This window comes from Tenacibaculum sp. SSH1-16, from assembly GCF_040104435.1.
Taxonomy (GTDB): domain Bacteria; phylum Bacteroidota; class Bacteroidia; order Flavobacteriales; family Flavobacteriaceae; genus Polaribacter; species Polaribacter mesophilus.
Window position 1 is genome coordinate 64,800 of record NZ_JBECOV010000014.1, and the last position, 18,100, is coordinate 82,899.

Genomic DNA, 18,100 nt, shown 5'->3' on the forward strand with positions numbered 1-18,100 from the left:
ATATAATTTTTTATTATTTAAAAACCTCTTAAAAAGTGCTTTTTAAGAGGTTTTTAAATTTTAGTAAGGTATTTGTATATTTTATTTTTAAAAGTAGTTAAAAACAATGTTAAATTAAGTTTTACTTGTTTTTTAAGACGTAAATCAAAGAAGAATACTCACCAGAACGATTTGCTTTAAAATTTGATTTCAACCCAGTTAAAAAAGCATGAATTGGTCTTGATTTTTTTGTTTTATATTTTTCAGATAATAAAGAAACATAAAAAGAATCAAATTTCATTGGAAGTGTTTTTTCTACTTTCATTTCAACCAATGAAAATATTTTTGATATTGATATTCTTGAAAAATGCCACAAGTGTCTTGGAACATCATAAGCTGCCCAAAATTCTTTGTAGTGTTTTGCATCAAAGCTTTTATGATTAGGAACAGCAATAATTAAAACACCATTTGTTTTTAAAAGTGATTTTAATTGTTGTATGTATTCTGTTAAATTAGGAATATGTTCTAAGACATGCCAAAGAGTAATAACATCAAATTGTTTGCCTTCTATTTTTGAAAGATCTTTTAAAAGATTTATGTTTTTATTTTTAGCAAAACTTCTTGCTTTTTCAGAAGGTTCAACACCAGCAATTTTCCAACCACCATTTTCACATACTTTTAAAAAATCACCAGTACCAGCACCAACATCTAAAATTAATTTATCTTCTGTGTTAAAAGAGTTAATTAATTTTAGTTTCTTTTTTAAAGTATAGTTTTTTACAAACTGATATGTTTTATCAAAAAGAGATGTTTTACTATCTGTATGTGAAATATAATCTTCACTAGCATAATATTTATCTAAATTATTAGGTACAGGTGAAGTTACTAATATATCGTATTCTTCATTTTTCATTACCTCATAACTTTCTTTAGATACTGTATGATCGATACAATTTAAAAAAGGTTTTAAGTCTTTATATAACTTTTTTTCTGTAATCAAATTAATATGTTGTGTTGAGTATTCCTTGTGGAACATTAGTTTTAATCGAACAATTATACATAAAAAAATAAAACGTTCCACATGGAACGTTTTATTTTTATCTACCCATATATACAAGTAATACAGATATATCACTTGGTGATACTCCACTTATTCTACTTGCTTGTGATATTGAAGTAGGTTGTATTTTAGATAATTTTTCTCTAGCTTCATATGATAAAGATTTCACTTTACTATAATCAAAAGTAGCGGGAATAGGCACGTTTTCTAATCTATTTAATTTGTCTGCATTATTCTTTTCTTTTTCAATATAACCAGAGTATTTTAAGTGGATTTCAACTTGCTCTATAATTTCATTATCAATTTCGTTTTCCTGAATATAATTTTCAAGCTTATCAATCGATCTAAAATCTGAAAACGTTAATTGAGGTCTCGCAGCAATTTTATACAATTTCATAGATTGATTAATAGTTGCTAAATTTTTCTCTTCTAGAATAGGGTTGATATCCTCTTTTGTTACACTTAATCCTTTAATATAATCGATTAAGTTTTGAGTCTTGTTTTTCTTCTCTTCTACTCTATCCATTCTTTCTTGAGAAGCTAATCCTAATTTATAAGATTTTTCTGTTAAGCGTAAATCTGCATTATCTTGTCGTAAAAGAGTTCTATATTCAGCACGAGAAGTAAACATACGATACGGTTCCTCTGTCCCTTTTGTGATTAAATCATCGATTAAAACACCTATATAGGCTTCGCTTCTTTTTAGAATAAAAGGCTCTTTATTTTGAGTTTTTAATGCTGCATTTACACCTGCCATTAAACCTTGAGCAGCTGCTTCTTCATAACCTGTTGTACCATTAATTTGACCAGCAAAAAATAAGTTCTCAATTAATTTAGTTTCTAAGTTGTGTTTTAATTGTGTTGGTGGAAAATAATCGTACTCAATTGCATAACCGTATCTAAAGAATTTTACGTTTTCAAATCCAGGAATAGAACGAATGGCTTTGTCTTGAATATCTTCAGGAAGTGATGTTGAGAATCCATTTACATAAATCTCAACAGTGTTCCACCCTTCTGGTTCAACAAAAATTTGATGACGTTCTTTCTCTGCAAAACGATTGATTTTGTCTTCTACAGATGGACAATAACGTGGTCCTGTAGATTTAATTCTACCATTAAACATTGGTGAGCGTTCAAAACCCTCACGAAGTAAATCGTGTACTTCAGGATTAGTGTAAGTAAGATAACAAGAACGTTGTTTTGTTAATGTTTTTGTAATTGGTAAATAAGAGAATTTTTCTGGAGCATCATCACCAGGTTGTTCGGTCATTTTACTATAATCTAATGAGCGACCATCTACTCGAGGAGGAGTTCCTGTTTTCATTCTGCCAGCTTCAAAACCTTTAGCTACTAAATCTTCAGTTATACCAGTTGAAGCTCCTTCTCCTGCTCTACCACCACCAAACGTTTTTTCACCAATATGAATCAATCCGTTTAAAAAAGTACCTGCTGTAACAATTACTGTTTTAGCTTTTATTTCTAAACCTAAGGCAGTTTTAACACCAATAATTGTATCGCCATCAAATAATAATCCATTAACAGAATCTTGATAAAAATCCAAATTATCAGTTTGCTCTAACATGGTTCTCCAGCACTCTGCGAATTGCATTCTGTCCGATTGAGCTCTAGGGCTCCACATAGCTGGTCCTTTAGATTTATTTAGCATTTTAAATTGAATCGCGGTCTTGTCAGTTACAATACCACTGTAACCACCAAGTGCATCAATTTCACGAACTATTTGCCCTTTTGCAATTCCACCCATAGCAGGATTGCAACTCATTTGAGCAATGTTTTGTAAGTTCATTGTAATTAACAAAGTGTGTGCTCCCATGTTTGCACTTGCCGCAGCTGCTTCGCTACCAGCATGTCCACCTCCTACTACAATTACATCGTATGTTGTATTAAATAAACTCATTTTTATAATCAGTTCCACGTGGAACTCTTTTATTTTTTATCTAAAATTTCTAAACATTCATTTTCTTTAGAGCGCATAATTTGCTTCTCTTCATCCGTCTTATCTTTGTATTTCATGTAATGTAAAATACCATGAATTATTACGCGGTGTAATTCATTTTCAAAAGAAGTATTAAACTCCTTTGCATTCTCTTCTACTCTTTCTACTGAAATAAAAATATCACCTCCAACTAACTTACCTAACGTATAATCAAAACTAATAATATCAGTTAATGTATCGTGTTGTAAAAACTCTATATTTATTTTATGTAAATAAGCGTCATCACAAAAAATATAGTTGATTTCTCCCAATTCAAATCCTTCTTTTTCGATACATTCTTGTATCCATTTAGAAGTATTTTCTTCATTGTTTAATTGAAACTCGGTTTCGTAATTAAATGCGATCATTTTTTTATATCAAATACTATTGTTATTATTTAAAAACATAATTAAAAAGCAATAGTATTTTTTATAATCTAAAGGCTTTTTAATACGTTATTTTCTATCCTTTGGAAGGCTAAAGTACTCTTGCACCTTCTTTTTGTAATTTTGGCGCAAAGGTAGTGATTGTCTGTTTAATATCTCAGTTTGGTTATAAAACAACTTTTTAAACTTCAATTCCTTAGTTGTATTGTTATTAAACTCTTGTAAATTGGTGTTTGATTTACGTTGTTCATCTCTGTTTTGTTCGAATGTAGCTTTGTCTAATTTAAGTAGCTCGTAGTTTAATTGCTGCATTCTATTAATACTCTCTTGTGTAAAACCTTTTTCTAAAATTTGATTTTCTAACTCCTCCATCTTTTTTAAAGCTTTTTTAGCTTCTTTATTCCCTGCATTTCCTTCGTTAATAGCATTTTTTAACTGTTCTCTAAGTTGTGATTGTTCTTTGTAAATTTGATATAATTCACCATCTAAATCATCACTTTGTTCACCGTTTTGCCCTTCTTTTTCACCTTTATTTTTACCGTCTTTTCCATCCTTTGGGTTTCCTTGATTTTTCTTTTGCATGCCTTGTTTCATCTTTTCCATTAATTCACTTTGCTTTTGAATGATGTCTGGCAAGCTAAACGATTTACCTTTCCCCTTCCCTTTTCCATTTCCAGGTTTAGGATTTTGCATAGCATCTAAAGTATTACTCAACATATCCGCTAATGTATTTGCTGAAGTCATTACATACTGTTGATTAGAGATTCCGTTTTGAAAATAATTATCTGCAAAATTTTCTAAAGATTGATCTAAGTTATAATGTGCTTGTGCTAAGTGATCTTGAATTTTTGAAGATATACTAGGAACTCGCATTGAAAGCACAAATAAGCTATCATCAATATGTTCAAAATAGGTTTTAAGTTGGTGTTGTTTCTGAAGGTTTTTACCAAAGTTAGGATGTGATGAATTTGAGGAAGAAAACTCATTCATTAAAGCTTCCTGATCAAATGAAAAAGTAATAAGGTTTTCTAATATTTGGCGTAAACCTTCCATGTTTTCTTCTTCCATTTCTGCACTCATCGATTGCATTGATTGTTGCATCTTCTGACTCATTTCCTGCATCTTTTTAGCAGCTTTTTTTTGATTTTTCTTTGTTTCAGAAGCGTTATTTTTATCTAAATTTTCTTCAGCTTTATTAAGCTCTTCTTGAGTTTGTTTTTCTAAATCTTCCATAGAAGGCATTTCCATGGGTTGTTTTAAACCTTGATTATCTTTTTCTAAATCATCTAACTCTTTCTTTGCCTTTTGAAACTCTTCATTAATTTGTTGCTGTTCTTCTTTACTAGATTCTTTGTTACTTAACTCTTCTTGTTTTTTTGATAAATCTTCTAGTTTGTTTGCTAATTGATTCATCTTTTGTTCTACATAAAAGCGCTTAGTCATTTCTAAAATACGTTCCAAACTACGTTCTTGTTGTTTGTTTTGTTCAGCTAGTTCTTTTGTCTTTTTAATTAAATCTTCTTTTTTAAGTTTATCTGCTAGCTTGTGTAATTCATCTAATAATTTTTGTTGCTTTTCTAACTTTTTAAGTTCTTCAATACGTTTTTTAAGGTTTTCTTTTTTCTGCTCAAGAGTTTCATTTTCCTCTTTCTTTTCAGAAAAATTCTCTTGTAATTTTTGTGTTTGACGTTGCATCATTTGCTTGTATTGTTCCTGACGCTTTATTAAATTCTGAATTTTCTTTTGATCGTTCCAGTTAATATTCTTTTTGTTTTGTAAATCAAACTGTATTTTCTCTAAATCTTTCTTATTTTTTTGTTGTTGATCTAGTGAGTTAGTTATGTTTTCTATGTAGTTTTTTTGTTCTTGTAATAGCTCTTCCTCTATTTCTTCTTTTGTTTTTTGTTGGTAGCTAAACTTTCTACTCATGGCTTTTTTACTACCATTTACAAGATCATTATCGTATACTTGAAAGTACATTTCATAGTCTATTCCCTCTTTTAAATCCAAACTTCCAGGAAATTCAAAATAAAAGGTTTGAATGTTCTCTTTATTTATTTTAATTACTTGATTATTAGTATTTTGATTATTTTTTTTATCGTAATAAACCAATTCTAACCTCTTAAAACCATAATCATCAGCAATTTGACCCACAAACTGGGCATTTCCACGAGAAATACTATCAATATTTGAATTTACATTGATAGTTGGATATTCATCTTTAGTTACATTAATAGAAAACTGTAGCTGTTCGTAATCTGTTAGATTTTTGTTAGATGTTGTAATTTTATAATTAGTATTGTTCAGTACACGTTTAGAAAACTCAAATTCGTTGTTTTCTTTTTGTTTAAAAATTGTTCTTTTTTCTTTTTCTATAAAGGTAACTGTATCGGTTTCAGAAGTTTTAATATCCCATTTTACAATTGTTCCTTGTGGAACATTTAAGTTTCCGGTGTTGTTAATTGTTTCAGAAGCTTTTCCTATGTATGATGGATAGGTTAGATTTAATGAAATATTTTGAATCGATGGAGTTTTAATAATCGTTATAGTATACTCATTAGATTCAATTCCGTTGGCACTTGCATAAAATAAAATAGGATTTTGAACTTCAGAAAACGTATATGAAAACAAACCATTTCCTTCACTTTCCATAAAGTATTGTTGATTATTAAAATGAATTTTGGTTTCCTGAGGTATTACCTCCCCTTCTGTTTGTAAGTATACGGTTATATCTTTTCCTTTAATAACACGTAAATCTTTTGCGGTTAAATTAAAATAAAAAGGAGCTGGAGGATTATATGCTACCGAATGATTTACTACACGATTAAAACTTTGTGAGAGCTTTTTTGAGGTTCCTGTAAGTAATGAAATTCCCCAAATTAAGAAAGGAATTAAAACATATTTTACATACTTTCTATTTCTACTAAAGTCAATGGCCTTATTAAAAGAAACAGGTTGTAGTTCTTTCGATTTTTGTTCAATACTAGCAGCTAATAAATCAGACTGCTGATTGTTTTGTTGTAGCTGTAAAACATTTAATAATTTATCTTTTACTTCAGGAAAGTGATTTCCGATAATTTTAGAAGCTTCTTCAAAAGAAATTCCTTTTTGTAAACCTGCAATTTTAAAAATAGGAAAACAAATAAAACGGAAAAATAAGAACACTTCTACTATAATAAATAACCAAAATAAAAAAGTTCTGGCGGTTGGTTTTAACCACAAAAAGTATTCAATAAACAGAGTAAAGAGCAAATAAATTAATCCTAAAGAAACAAATAAAATGCTTCCTTTTATCAATTCATTTGTGTAAAATTTCTTACTAAACTGCTTTAGCTTTTGCTGTATTTTATTAAAATCTTCCATATCTAAGTATAAAAATACGTGTTTTAAGAGAGAATTTTAGTTAAAGATTTATTTAAACCCCTATTTTTCATTAATAATCCCCTTTAAATATGTTATTTGAAGAAAAAATAAGGATTTACCATACCTTTTATAAGGGAAAAAAGACGAAGAGTTTTTAAAGTTGAATTAAATTGCTGGTACTAATTTTAAAAACTTTAAAGATGTTAAAAAACATTTCAAGCTTAGGTGTTTTACTTAATAAGGTAGCACAAAAAAACATAAAAGGAGGTTTCTTTTCAGGAAATAATGGATGTGATATTACAGGTTGTCATGAAAGGTATCCGGGAGGAAATGGATATGTAGGTTTTGGAGAAGGTAATCCATGTGCGTTTGATACACCGACAGGAATAAGTTGTACAGGGATTATACAAAATGATTTATGTTGTATAAGCTAAGATCCAGAAAATTTATGAAAGTAGTGTTAATTAAGATACTACTTTATTTTTTAGAAAGGTATTATAAAAAATAATATCCTTTTGTAAGGAATGAAAGCTTTTGTAAACTAATTATAAAATCTTTTAAGCATGAAACAACTAATTTTACCAGCATTATTTTTAATTACATTTAATGCTTTTTCTCAAAGTCCATGGACAAAAAATAAAAAAGAAGGATATCTTCAAGCTTCATTTACTACTATTGGAAGTTATGATAAAATCTATGGTAATCCAGACTACAAACCCCAACGAGAAATCACCGACAATACATTACAACTGTACGGAGAATATGGTGTAACAGACAAAACAACACTATTTGCTAACATTCCTTTGAAAATGGTTAAAACAGGTGACTTTACTGAAGATATGTCTGTAATTTTTCCTTCTTTTACTATTGAAGAAACTTCTGAAACCTTATTAGGAAATATTCAATTAGGAATAAAACACAACTTTTCTAATAACAAATGGTTGTTATCAGGACAACTTTCTATTGAAGCGAATACAAGCAGTTATAAAGAAAATTCAGGAATACGAAGTGGCTATGATGCGTGGACATTCACACCGTTGTTTTTAACAGGAAGAGGTTTTGATTCATGGTATATACAAGCATTTACAGGATTTGATATTAGAACAAACGACTATAGCTCTAACTATAAATTAGGAGGAGAAATTGGTTATAAAGCACTAAATTGGTTATGGGTAGCAGGCTTTTTAGACGGTGTTGCTTCTTTAAAAAATGGAGACGTTATATTGCCTCAAGAAAATTTGGCTACAGGTTTGTATGTAAACGATCAAAGCTATGCTGCCTTTGGATTAAAACTTATAGGTGAGTTCAATAAATCTTTTGGAGCTAATGTTGGTTTCGGAGGTGCTTTTGCGGGAAGAAATGTAGCTAAAGCTCCAGCATTGAGTTTCGGATTGTATCATAAGTTTTAAAAAAGTAAGGTTTTTCCTTACATTTTATACGGTAAAATAAACGAAGAATTTTTAAAGTTAAATTAAATTGCTACTACTAATTTTAAAAACTTTAAAGATGTTAAAACACATTTCAAATTTAGGTACTACCTTAAAAAAGACAGAGCAGAAAAATATTAATGGAGGTTTCGGACTTACCAGGTGTAAATATGATCAAGACTGTCCAAGAAGAGATATGTATTGTTTTCATGGCTACTGCCAGTATAAATAAAATTTTAAAAGCGAGTTTAACTCGCTTTTTTCTTTTTTTCTCTTGCCTCCCTTTTCTTTTCTATTAACATAAAACTATCTTTGCGCTTTCAAATCAATAAAAAAATGACTGAGAACGTAAGAGTACGCTTTGCTCCGAGTCCGACAGGACCATTACACATAGGTGGTGTAAGAACAGCTTTATTCAATTATTTATTTGCTAAAAAACATAACGGAACCTTTGTTTTACGTATTGAAGATACCGATCAAACACGTTATGTAGCTAATGCAGAAAAATACATAATCGATTCTTTAGAATGGTGTAACATTCCGTTTGATGAAGGTCCAGGTAAAAACGAAAAATTCGGACCCTATCGTCAGTCAGAACGTAAAGATTTGTATAAAAAATACGCAGATCAGTTAATTGAATCTGGTTGGGCATATTATGCTTTTGATACAGCTGAAGAATTAGATGCACACCGTAAAGATCATGAAGAAAAAGGAAAAACCTTTATTTATAATTGGCATAATCGTTTAAAGTTAAACAATTCGTTGGCTCTTTCTGCTAATGAAGTTTCAGAAAAAATAAATGCAGGAGAAAAGTATGTGATCCGTTTTAAAACTCCACAAGACGAGACCTTAATTTTACAAGATGAAATCCGTGGTACGATTAAAGTGGAAACAAATACCTTAGATGATAAAGTATTATTTAAATCTGATGGTATGCCAACATATCATTTAGCAAATATTGTAGATGACCATTTAATGGAAATTTCACATGTAATTCGTGGTGAAGAGTGGTTACCTTCTCTCCCTCTTCATGAGTTATTATATCGTGCATTTGATTGGAAAGCACCAAAATTTGCACACTTACCATTAATTTTAAAACCAGTAGGAAAAGGAAAATTAAGTAAGCGTGATGGTGATAAACTAGGTTTTCCAGTATTCCCATTAGAATATACTAATGAGCAAACAGGTGATGTTTCACGTGGATACAAAGAAGACGGTTATTTTGCTGATGCATTTATAAATATGTTAGCATTCTTAGGATGGAACCCAGGAACAGAACAAGAAATTTTTAGTTTAGAGGAATTAACAGAAGCGTTCGATTTAGCGCGTGTAAGTAAATCAGGAGCTAAGTTTAGTCCAGATAAAACAAAATGGTTTAACCAACAGTATTTACAACAAAAGTCTAACAAAGAGCTTACAGCCTTATTTATACCTATTCTTGAAGAAAAAGGCATAACAAAAGATAAAGATCAGGCAGAAAAAGTAGTTTCTTTAATAAAAGAGCGTGCGACGTTTGTAGCTGATTTTTGGGAGTTATCTAACTTTTTCTTTGAAAACCCTTCAGAATATGATGAAAAAGCGGTTAAAAAACAATGGAAAGATACTACGAGTGAATTAATGCAAGAATTAGTAGAAGTAATTTCTAAAATAGAAGATTTTTCAATTGAAAATACTCAAACAGAAATCAAAGGATGGATTACTTCTAAAGAAATAGGATTTGGTAAAGTAATGCAACCACTTCGTTTAAGTTTGGTAGGAAAACTAGCAGGTCCAGATTTGTTTGATATCATGACAATGATAGGCAAAGAAACTACTATTACCAGAATACAAAACGCGATTAACGCGTTATCATAAAGCAAAAAAAAGCCGCTTTTAAAGCGGCTTTTTTGTATATTAAATTAGAAGATTAAAACATACAACCTCCTAAATGTTTTGCAGCATTACGAGCATTGTTATCACCTCCATTGTTCCAATTTAGTTTAAATACAACACCTAGAGTTCCTTGAATATGTGAACGCATACTTTCATAACCTTCAAAAGAATGTTTGTAGTATAGTTGTGGGTTAATACCAATATTATCACTAACCCAATAAATTCCACCAGCACCAACATTAAGTGTAGGTGTCATTTTACGTTCAGAATCTACTACACTACCTCCTATAAAAACATACGGAGCAAACTTGTTAAAAATAGCATTTAAGTTATAACGAAATGAAGCATCCATAGAAAAATACTTTGCAGAGTTTTTGATAAAACCAACGTCATCAATAGTATTAAAAGATACAGCACCATCTAAAGAAAAACGATCGCCAATAGGCATGGTTAAACTTACAGTAGGCACTTGAAATAAATATTGATCACCAATAAAAGCGGCGTCACTTTCACTAAATTTTGTTATTCCAAAACCTACACCTATTTGCCAAGAGTCGTTTAAATTTTGTGAAAAAACAGACGTTGTTAAACAGGTAAGTATTGCTATGAATAAAATTTTATGTTTCATCGGGAGATAAGTGTTTAGAGTAATAACTGGTTTAATAAGTTTTTAGTATAATTATTTTAATTGGCATTTACCTTTTTAATAGCTTCGGTAAAATTATCTAAGTCGTTATTGTTTAAAACTAAATGAACGGCTTCATCGCAAACTTTCTCAGCATTATCAGTAGAGAAATGTAAAGCTATAGCTATTTTACGTAGTATACCAACTTCTTCTTTGGCTACATTTTCATCAGCAAAAATCATTTTTGTTAAATGAAATAAACGTTCAATACGCTCTTCGTAACTAATAGGTGCATTTATTGGATACTTCTCAGGATTTTTTAAAATACCTTTATATTCTTCCTCGTTAATATTTAATTTTTTTGCAGCTCTGTCCAATAGCAATTGTTCTCCTTCAGAAATTACTCCATCAGTTTTAGCAATTTTAACTATACTAGCAAAGTGTCCTATTTCTTGTTTATGTTTTCCACTTGAATATAAATCTGATATTGACATAATTTTTTTTAAATTTTTTTAATTGAAAGTAAAGTGTATTTATTTAAAAACAAGTTTTAAATAAAGTCACAAAAATATCGCCGAAAGTTAACAATTCTAGTCAAAAACGAAGTATTATTTTTTCTTATCGTAATTTATAAATACATAAGATATGTTAATTTAAAACAGTGTTTTTTTATCTGATTTAAAGGCTTTTTATTTTTAGCTAATACAAATCCTTAGGGCAGCTTTTTTAAACCCTTTAAAACACCGATTACGTTAGTTTAAATAAAAAAGATAGAGAAAAAATAAAAGAATAAATAATACTTATAAAACTAAAAATAACAATTGATAAAACTTAAAGTAGTTTTTACTCTTTAAAAATCACTAACTTGTTAACAAATGAAATTCTAATCTTATCAAAAATGAAAACGGTATATACTATTTTAATTTTATTAGTTTCGGTTGCGTTGAGTTTTTCACAAAACAATGGAATAATAGAAAAAGAAGTTAATCAACAAATATGGCAACCATTTAAAAAATCTTTTGAAGCTAGAGATTGGGAATCATTTAATAATTTACATACTAACGATGTGTTAAGAGTAAATAAGTATGGAATTCGTATAGGAGAGGAATACAAGAATTCAATACAAACATCCTATCAAAAAACAACAACAAAAAAAAGACAAATAGATTTTTGTTTTAATCAAAGAATCTATAAAGAAAACACAGGTTATGAAGTAGGGTATTATCGGGTCATATATACTGAAAAATATAAAGAACCTCGCACAGTATATGGTAGGTTCCACGTGGTACTAAAAAAAAAGGAAAATACTTGGTTAATTACACAAGATTGGGATACTGACACTATAAATGGAAAATCAATTACCAAAGAAGATTTTGAGTCAGGTAAATGTTTGTGAATTAGATAATAACTTTTAAGTTCTCTTATTCTACATTTTTTATTTCGACTTTAAAGAGAAGTCTGTTTTAATTTTTAGTAGCAAACATCCTATGAAAACTGAAGCTGGCTTAAAAAAATGTATCTAATTCAAAACTAAATAACTAAGAAAAACACCTTTTTTTCATCTGTTAAAGTATTGTAAAATTTGAATTTTATTAAGTGTAAAACCTGAACGAAAACGTAAATTTGTGTAGAGTTTTGCGCAGAGTTCCCCACGATTGTTAATTACTTCAGCTTAAAAAAAGAATAGCAAAAACATTGCTGTAGTTTCTATTCAGTCACTCTTCTCAAAAAAATTGAAAAGAAAACTAAAAATTTTATTGTAAATGAATCAATTTGATAAGCATCAAATCATTCCTTTTTATTTAGGAAACGAAACCTCTATTAAAGAAGCTCTAGTAAAGTACAAAGAACTATTAGACAGCAATAAAGCAGTCGTAAACCAGGTGTTTGATGTAGAGTTTAAAATTATTGAAAACGATACTCAACGTCGTATTCAAGTAGCAGATACCAACAATCAAAAGTTGGTAAAAAATGCACTGAACATGGGACCAGATGGAGGTCCAAGCTATTACCCAAACCATATTAGAGATACTGATGAAATTTATATTTCAGAAGTACTCTTTTTTGCCATTGTACTAGAGTATCCTTCATTAAAAGAAGCGGTAGTTACCACCGCAAAAGCAATAGTAGCACACAGTAGGCGTTTTAATGATACTTGGAATTTATGGATAGACGATATGCGTGTTTTTGGTATCGAGGCGTTGTATATGCTAGCGCTAACAGATGCTAATTATACCTACTTATTATCGCAATTTTTAATTCCTTATTGGGATGATGAACACGCTGTAGGTTACGAAGAGTATTTACGCGATTTATTCCAAAAAAATGGATGGAATAGACCTATGATTAAAGCTTTTATTTGGTGTGATAATAGTTATTTTAGACAAGCAATTGTAACATCACAAGAAAAATCATTAGGAAATTATTTAAAAGCAAATCCAGAAGAATATACCTATTTTAAACGAGCGCTTCAAGAGCGATTTGTAGAAGAACCAGTACTATTACCTTACAGTGATGATGACCCAGAAGAAACACATCCTGTATTAGATATTTACTTCAGTTTAGTAGTTGTTGCTGAAGAATGGGCTGAGTCGATAGAGGATAATGAAGAGGTATTACAAGAACATTTTATTGAAGACACCTTAGAAAATGAGGCATTTGATTTAGAAAAAAAGATTAAAAATACACTTCAAAAACCTTTAAGTAAAATTAATGAAGAGGCGCAAAGAGAAAAGGACGAAGACGAAGAAAGAGAAGCCTATTTTGATAATTATGAATATGGAGACGGTTTAAAAAGTGTAAAAGAGTTAATCTTACATTTACATCGTGGTGCGGATCTTTGGAAATATGTACAAACAGGTCAACATAAAGAAGCTTTAAACGATTTACCACAGACAGATTTATTACCCTTAGCTAAAGAGCATGCTCGTGTTATGTACTTACGAATGCTGTATTTCACAGGTGGTTATCGTGATGAAAATGAAGTTCGTGAATCTCTAGAAAATATTATTAGCGATGTTACAGCAGAATTACTGTCATTAGAAGAAGATGATGTTGAAAAAATCTATCAAAACGGTCTAATTCTTACCATTAAAACACGACCTACAGGTACACCAGAAGATACAGAAGTAGCACAAAGACAACAAGAACGTAACGCTATGTATTTACGTATACTAGATGTGTTTTATTACGCCTTTGGTAAAAAACCGTTTGATGACGATATTAAAGATGTTGTAACTAAAAACGATCCTTTATTAAGTGTTGAAGAATATCAGCAACGTTATCATCCGCAGCTTTCAAAAGGAGCAACACCAGAAGAGAAAGAAAAGCATGAAAAAAATATCATAATAGAAGTATTACGAGAGTTTGCAGATCTTGATACAAAACTTTCTAAAAAGAATTTTGACGATGCAGCTTTTGTTTTTGAAGAAAAAAGAGAACGACGCGATTGCTCTTGGTGGCCAAAAGACAATTTAGGATGTTGTGCTTTAGCAACGCACCTACTTTTTCAAGACTTTCAACAACGTGTTGGAGATGATTATACACAAAGACTTTTTAAATACGTTAATGAAAATGTTTGGACGTTGATAGCTAAAATGGTAGAAGAATCATTGGTAAATCCTATTGATGAAAAAAATAAAGACTTAGATCCTATTAAGGAGCAAGCTTTAGGATATATCACTGAGGCAAATACCACGTTAACAGAAGAAGAAGCGTTAGAAGCTTTTAGTAGAATACTTTTGGTAGAAGAAGGAAAAGAAGCAAGTACTAAACAAAAAAAGTACGATTTATTCGATAATGCCTACGAAGACAATCAACGTACAGTACTTATTTGTTATTGGTTATCACAAATGCCATTACCAAGTCAGCATCAAGCAAAGCGATTATGGAAACTATGGGTTGCTTTAGCTCCACAAAAAGTAATACAATTATTAGCAAAAATAACAGCAGACGATGAATACGACTATTCGTTTGAAAACCCATTAAAAGAAATTGATTTTTACGACAGAATTGAAAAAAATGGAGTACCAAAATCACAAAGTATTGCTTTTCAAATGGTAGTAGCTCAAAAAATGTTTCATAATAGTTGGGAAGGAGATAAAGCCCCATATTTAGTATGGTTAGATAAATATAATGAAATAGACAGTACTGCAACAGGTATGTTTGATGTAATAGATAAAAAGCGTGCACTAGCCTTAGATGAAGGAATGCACTACATTGATGCATATAGACGAATTGAATATTTTATCGATTTATCGTTACAAAATGAACGTTTTCCTTTCAATCAACCAGAAGCATTTAAAGAAACAGTAAGTAAATTATTTCAAGAAAACTTAGTACCGTGGTATAAAAGATTGGCTACATACAATGCCAGTGTATGCAAAAGTTATTATAATTACTACAACGATGAAAATAAAGAAACTTCTGCTTTAGAAAAATTACCAATATCATTTCATCCAAACGCAGTTACTAACCTTTCCACAAAAATTAACGACTATAACCAAGTTCAATTACTTCAAAAGAAAGGAGAAGAACTTGTTATTTTACAGTTAGATAAAGCGTATAATGACCATAGGCTTGAAGACTCACAAATAACATCAAAAAAAGTATCATTACCATACGGTCAGTTTGTGTTATTTCCAGAAGAAATAGATACAGAAGCAATTTTAAACGCCATTCGTAACCAAACTACCGATGCAGAAGATGTTGAAATGTTAGTTACCAAATTACAAGAATATTTAGATGATGAGGTGAGTTATGCAGATATGGCATTACTATGTAATAAAATGCTCAAAAAAGAAGATTTCAACGCCTATGATAGAAATTATTCAGCGATGACAATTCAGCAATTTATTTGGATGCTATCTGAGGAAAAACAACATCGTTTTATCAAACTTTTTGCAAATCACAGCCTCGAAGGAACCAAAATGTTGACGAGAGACTTTACCAAAGCATTTTTACGAATGAAAGTACGTGAAAAAGAAGTTAGTTTAGAAGAAATAAGAGAAAAATCAGAAGAAGAAGAGTACAAAGAAGCAGCATTTACATACCTACTAAACCTTTTGGATAGTTTAGAAGTTAATCCATTATACATTGCAGATATAGCACTTGATGAATATAATGAAGCCTCAAAACATTGGTTTATTACTTTAGGAGCAGAAAAACTGTTTGATTTATCACAAAACTTTTCAGTTGACAAACGTGTAGAACTAATAGAAATGCTTTCCGAATCTGAAGAAGCTACAAATGTTTTAAAACCTTTTTTAGAAGATGTATCCAGAATGGTAAGAGATGCTGCAGAAAGTGTCTTAAATACTTCAGAAACGATGTAAAAACAAAAAGCTGTCTATTTTAGACAGCTTTTTTATTCATACCTTTATTGTCATTTAAACCGTCATTGCGAGTGCTAACGAAGCAATCTTTCAGTCGTTTGTTCCAAACAAACAAATTACTTCACCCCTCACCTACATCATAATAACATAGAGCAGGTATAACTGATTAAAATAAAGGAATAAAAGCGTAAAAATAATTTTCAAAATACCTTATTTTTATCAACATAAGCTCTAAAACCAGACTATGAATAACGAGAAAAACTCTGAAACTTGGAAAAAACTCTACCAAAACTCACAAGAACTCACCAAACCAACCTCTGTAGATAACATACTTTCTGATGACGATGTAATCTTTTTAAAACAAGAATTAAAAAACATCATCAATCGGTTTTTAGACAGAGGAGAATTGCACAAAGGCATCAAAGTATATATAAACCACGAACTTCAAAACGGAATAGCAGAAGAAATGGTAGCCAATAGACCAAAAGAAGAGGAAACTATTGAGCAATGGTGTAAGAAGCTCTTCGAAGATCAAAAATTCGGAGTTGTTTTTAATAGCTTGGAAAGCTTTAGTAATAAATTTACCGAGAGAATGTGTCACATTGTTTCTCCACTACTTGAAAAAGCAGGAATGCCTTTAGGCGGACTCTCTTTTTTGTTTTTTATGGGAAACTATGGTTTTACACCTTTCGGAATTCATAAAGAAGCCAAAGGAGAAGAAGGTTTTTTGTTTCATTTAGGCCCCAACCATAAAGATTTTTACACTTGGGATATTGAAGAATACAACCAAATAGAACACAATACTCAGGTGTTCCACGAAGTAGATGCAATGTTACCAACATCTACAACATATCCGTTAAAAGCAAAATCGGCCATGTTTATTCCGCATCATGTATACCATATTGCAAAAACCGATGAGTTTTCACTAAGTGTAGTAATGGATTATATAAATCTGTCGAGAGATTATTTAGAAAAAACAATTGCCACACAAATAGCCTCAAAAGAGCTACAAAAAAATCCGAATGTAGGGTATTTACCACCAGTAGATGTAACCACCGAAGAATTGGATTGGAATAGCTTATTAAACCGTAAAACGTGGGAACAGCAATACAAAAAAACACTTTCAAAATATATTACTAGGCTAAAAAGTAACGCAGGAGTTTTACAACCTTCAATAGTTGAGAACAAAGAAAGTTTACCCAACTCGCCATTTCAAATTAAGGGAAAGACAATTTTTCCGTTGTTAATACATACAGAAAACACAGAGAAAACCTGTATAATGGCAAGAGGAAATGAAGTTGTTGTTAGCAACAACTCACAACTAAGCACAATTATAGAAAAACTAAATACAGGAGAAACCATAAGCTTTGAAGAATTACAAAACCACCTCACTCCTACTTGGGAATTGATGGATGTATTTGATTTTGTAAGTCAGTTAGCACGAGTTGAAGCGATTGTTATTCATAAGGGATAACCTTACTGTCATTTCGAGCGATAGCGAGAAATCTCTCTCAAGGGAGTCAGAAATACCTGTGAAAGTACCTAACACGCAATTTTAAGATTTCTCACTTTTGTTGCACTTCAGTTCGAAATGACGTTTAGAATTTTTCATATCTTTAAAAGAAAAATGCTAAACAAATACGTTGTATACATCATTACAAACAAGAATAAAACCACATTGTATATTGGTGTTACCAACAATCTTCAAAAACGATTATCTCAACATTATTTTGATAGCGAGCATGCTAAAAAATCATTTGCAGGAAAATATAATTGCTATTATTTGATTTATTATGAAGCTTTTGAAACGATAAACGAAGCAATTCACAGAGAAAAAGAATTAAAAAAATGGAGTAGAGAAAAAAAAGAAAACTTGATTAACAGTTTCAATCCTGAGTGGCGTTTTTTGAATAATGAAGTGTTTTAATTAATACTGTCATTTCTGTAAAGGTTAACTAATTCGTTGACAAAATCTTATATTTTGTTATGCGTATAAATACAGATGATTTAACTCTAGTTCGAAGCTATTTACAGAAGTATCAATTTTTGATAAGTGAGTACG

14 protein-coding genes are annotated in these 18,100 nt (G+C 30.4%); 8 read left to right on the forward strand and 6 right to left on the reverse strand.

What is annotated here, in order from left to right; genetic code table 11:
- Positions 1-121: 121 nt before the first annotated feature.
- From ABMY20_RS14310 to ABMY20_RS14325, 4 genes are all read right to left on the reverse strand, one after another.
- Positions 122-976 (reverse strand): class I SAM-dependent methyltransferase, encoded by an 855-nt coding sequence (locus ABMY20_RS14310; protein WP_349265615.1) that lies wholly within the window; start codon positions 974-976, stop codon positions 122-124.
- Positions 977-1,076: 100 nt separating this feature from the next.
- On the reverse strand, positions 1,077-2,954 hold the full coding sequence (mnmG, locus tag ABMY20_RS14315; RefSeq protein WP_349265609.1) for a tRNA uridine-5-carboxymethylaminomethyl(34) synthesis enzyme MnmG: 1,878 nt from the start codon (positions 2,952-2,954) through the stop codon (positions 1,077-1,079).
- A gap of 29 nt (positions 2,955-2,983) precedes the next feature.
- Positions 2,984-3,400 (reverse strand): rRNA maturation RNase YbeY, encoded by a 417-nt coding sequence (ybeY, locus tag ABMY20_RS14320; RefSeq protein ID WP_253055574.1) that lies wholly within the window; start codon positions 3,398-3,400, stop codon positions 2,984-2,986.
- An 87-nt stretch (positions 3,401-3,487) separates the two neighbouring features.
- Positions 3,488-6,781: a DUF4175 family protein gene (locus ABMY20_RS14325; protein ID WP_349265610.1), complete on the reverse strand. Its 3,294-nt coding sequence runs from the start codon at positions 6,779-6,781 to the stop codon at positions 3,488-3,490.
- A gap of 200 nt (positions 6,782-6,981) precedes the next feature.
- Here ABMY20_RS14325 and ABMY20_RS14330 point away from each other — a divergent pair, with 200 nt between their 5' ends.
- The 4 genes from ABMY20_RS14330 (at position 6,982) to gltX (ending at position 10,062) form a co-directional block, all read left to right on the forward strand.
- Positions 6,982-7,215 (forward strand): hypothetical protein, encoded by a 234-nt coding sequence (locus ABMY20_RS14330; RefSeq protein ID WP_047788049.1) that lies wholly within the window; start codon positions 6,982-6,984, stop codon positions 7,213-7,215.
- Between the two features lie 129 nt (positions 7,216-7,344).
- Positions 7,345-8,190 carry a hypothetical protein gene (locus ABMY20_RS14335; protein ID WP_349265611.1) on the forward strand — a complete coding sequence of 282 codons (846 nt, stop codon included), beginning with the start codon at positions 7,345-7,347 and terminating at the stop codon, positions 8,188-8,190.
- A gap of 97 nt (positions 8,191-8,287) precedes the next feature.
- Positions 8,288-8,440, forward strand: a complete 153-nt coding sequence (locus ABMY20_RS14340; protein WP_167712604.1) for a hypothetical protein — start codon at positions 8,288-8,290, stop codon at positions 8,438-8,440.
- 104 nt (positions 8,441-8,544) lie between these two features.
- The gene (gene gltX / locus ABMY20_RS14345; protein ID WP_073182349.1) at positions 8,545-10,062 is read left to right on the forward strand and encodes a glutamate--tRNA ligase; all 1,518 of its coding nucleotides are present in this window, start codon (positions 8,545-8,547) and stop codon (positions 10,060-10,062) included.
- A gap of 52 nt (positions 10,063-10,114) precedes the next feature.
- Here gltX and ABMY20_RS14350 read toward each other — a convergent pair whose 3' ends face one another.
- Positions 10,115-10,708 carry an outer membrane beta-barrel protein gene (locus ABMY20_RS14350; protein WP_047788046.1) on the reverse strand — a complete coding sequence of 198 codons (594 nt, stop codon included), beginning with the start codon at positions 10,706-10,708 and terminating at the stop codon, positions 10,115-10,117.
- A 56-nt stretch (positions 10,709-10,764) separates the two neighbouring features.
- Complete coding sequence (locus ABMY20_RS14355; protein WP_047788045.1) at positions 10,765-11,199, reverse strand: hypothetical protein; 435 nt, start codon at positions 11,197-11,199, stop codon at positions 10,765-10,767.
- A 404-nt stretch (positions 11,200-11,603) separates the two neighbouring features.
- Here ABMY20_RS14355 and ABMY20_RS14360 point away from each other — a divergent pair, with 404 nt between their 5' ends.
- From ABMY20_RS14360 to ABMY20_RS14375, 4 genes are all read left to right on the forward strand, one after another.
- Positions 11,604-12,101 (forward strand): nuclear transport factor 2 family protein, encoded by a 498-nt coding sequence (locus ABMY20_RS14360; protein WP_159610582.1) that lies wholly within the window; start codon positions 11,604-11,606, stop codon positions 12,099-12,101.
- Positions 12,102-12,468: 367 nt separating this feature from the next.
- Positions 12,469-16,038, forward strand: coding sequence for a hypothetical protein (locus ABMY20_RS14365; RefSeq protein WP_349265612.1), 3,570 nt, complete (start codon positions 12,469-12,471; stop codon positions 16,036-16,038).
- Positions 16,039-16,282: 244 nt separating this feature from the next.
- Positions 16,283-17,512: an RNA methylase gene (locus ABMY20_RS14370; RefSeq protein WP_349265613.1), complete on the forward strand. Its 1,230-nt coding sequence runs from the start codon at positions 16,283-16,285 to the stop codon at positions 17,510-17,512.
- Positions 17,513-17,665: 153 nt separating this feature from the next.
- Complete coding sequence (locus ABMY20_RS14375; protein ID WP_073182345.1) at positions 17,666-17,965, forward strand: GIY-YIG nuclease family protein; 300 nt, start codon at positions 17,666-17,668, stop codon at positions 17,963-17,965.
- The last annotated feature ends 135 nt before the right edge of the window (positions 17,966-18,100 follow it).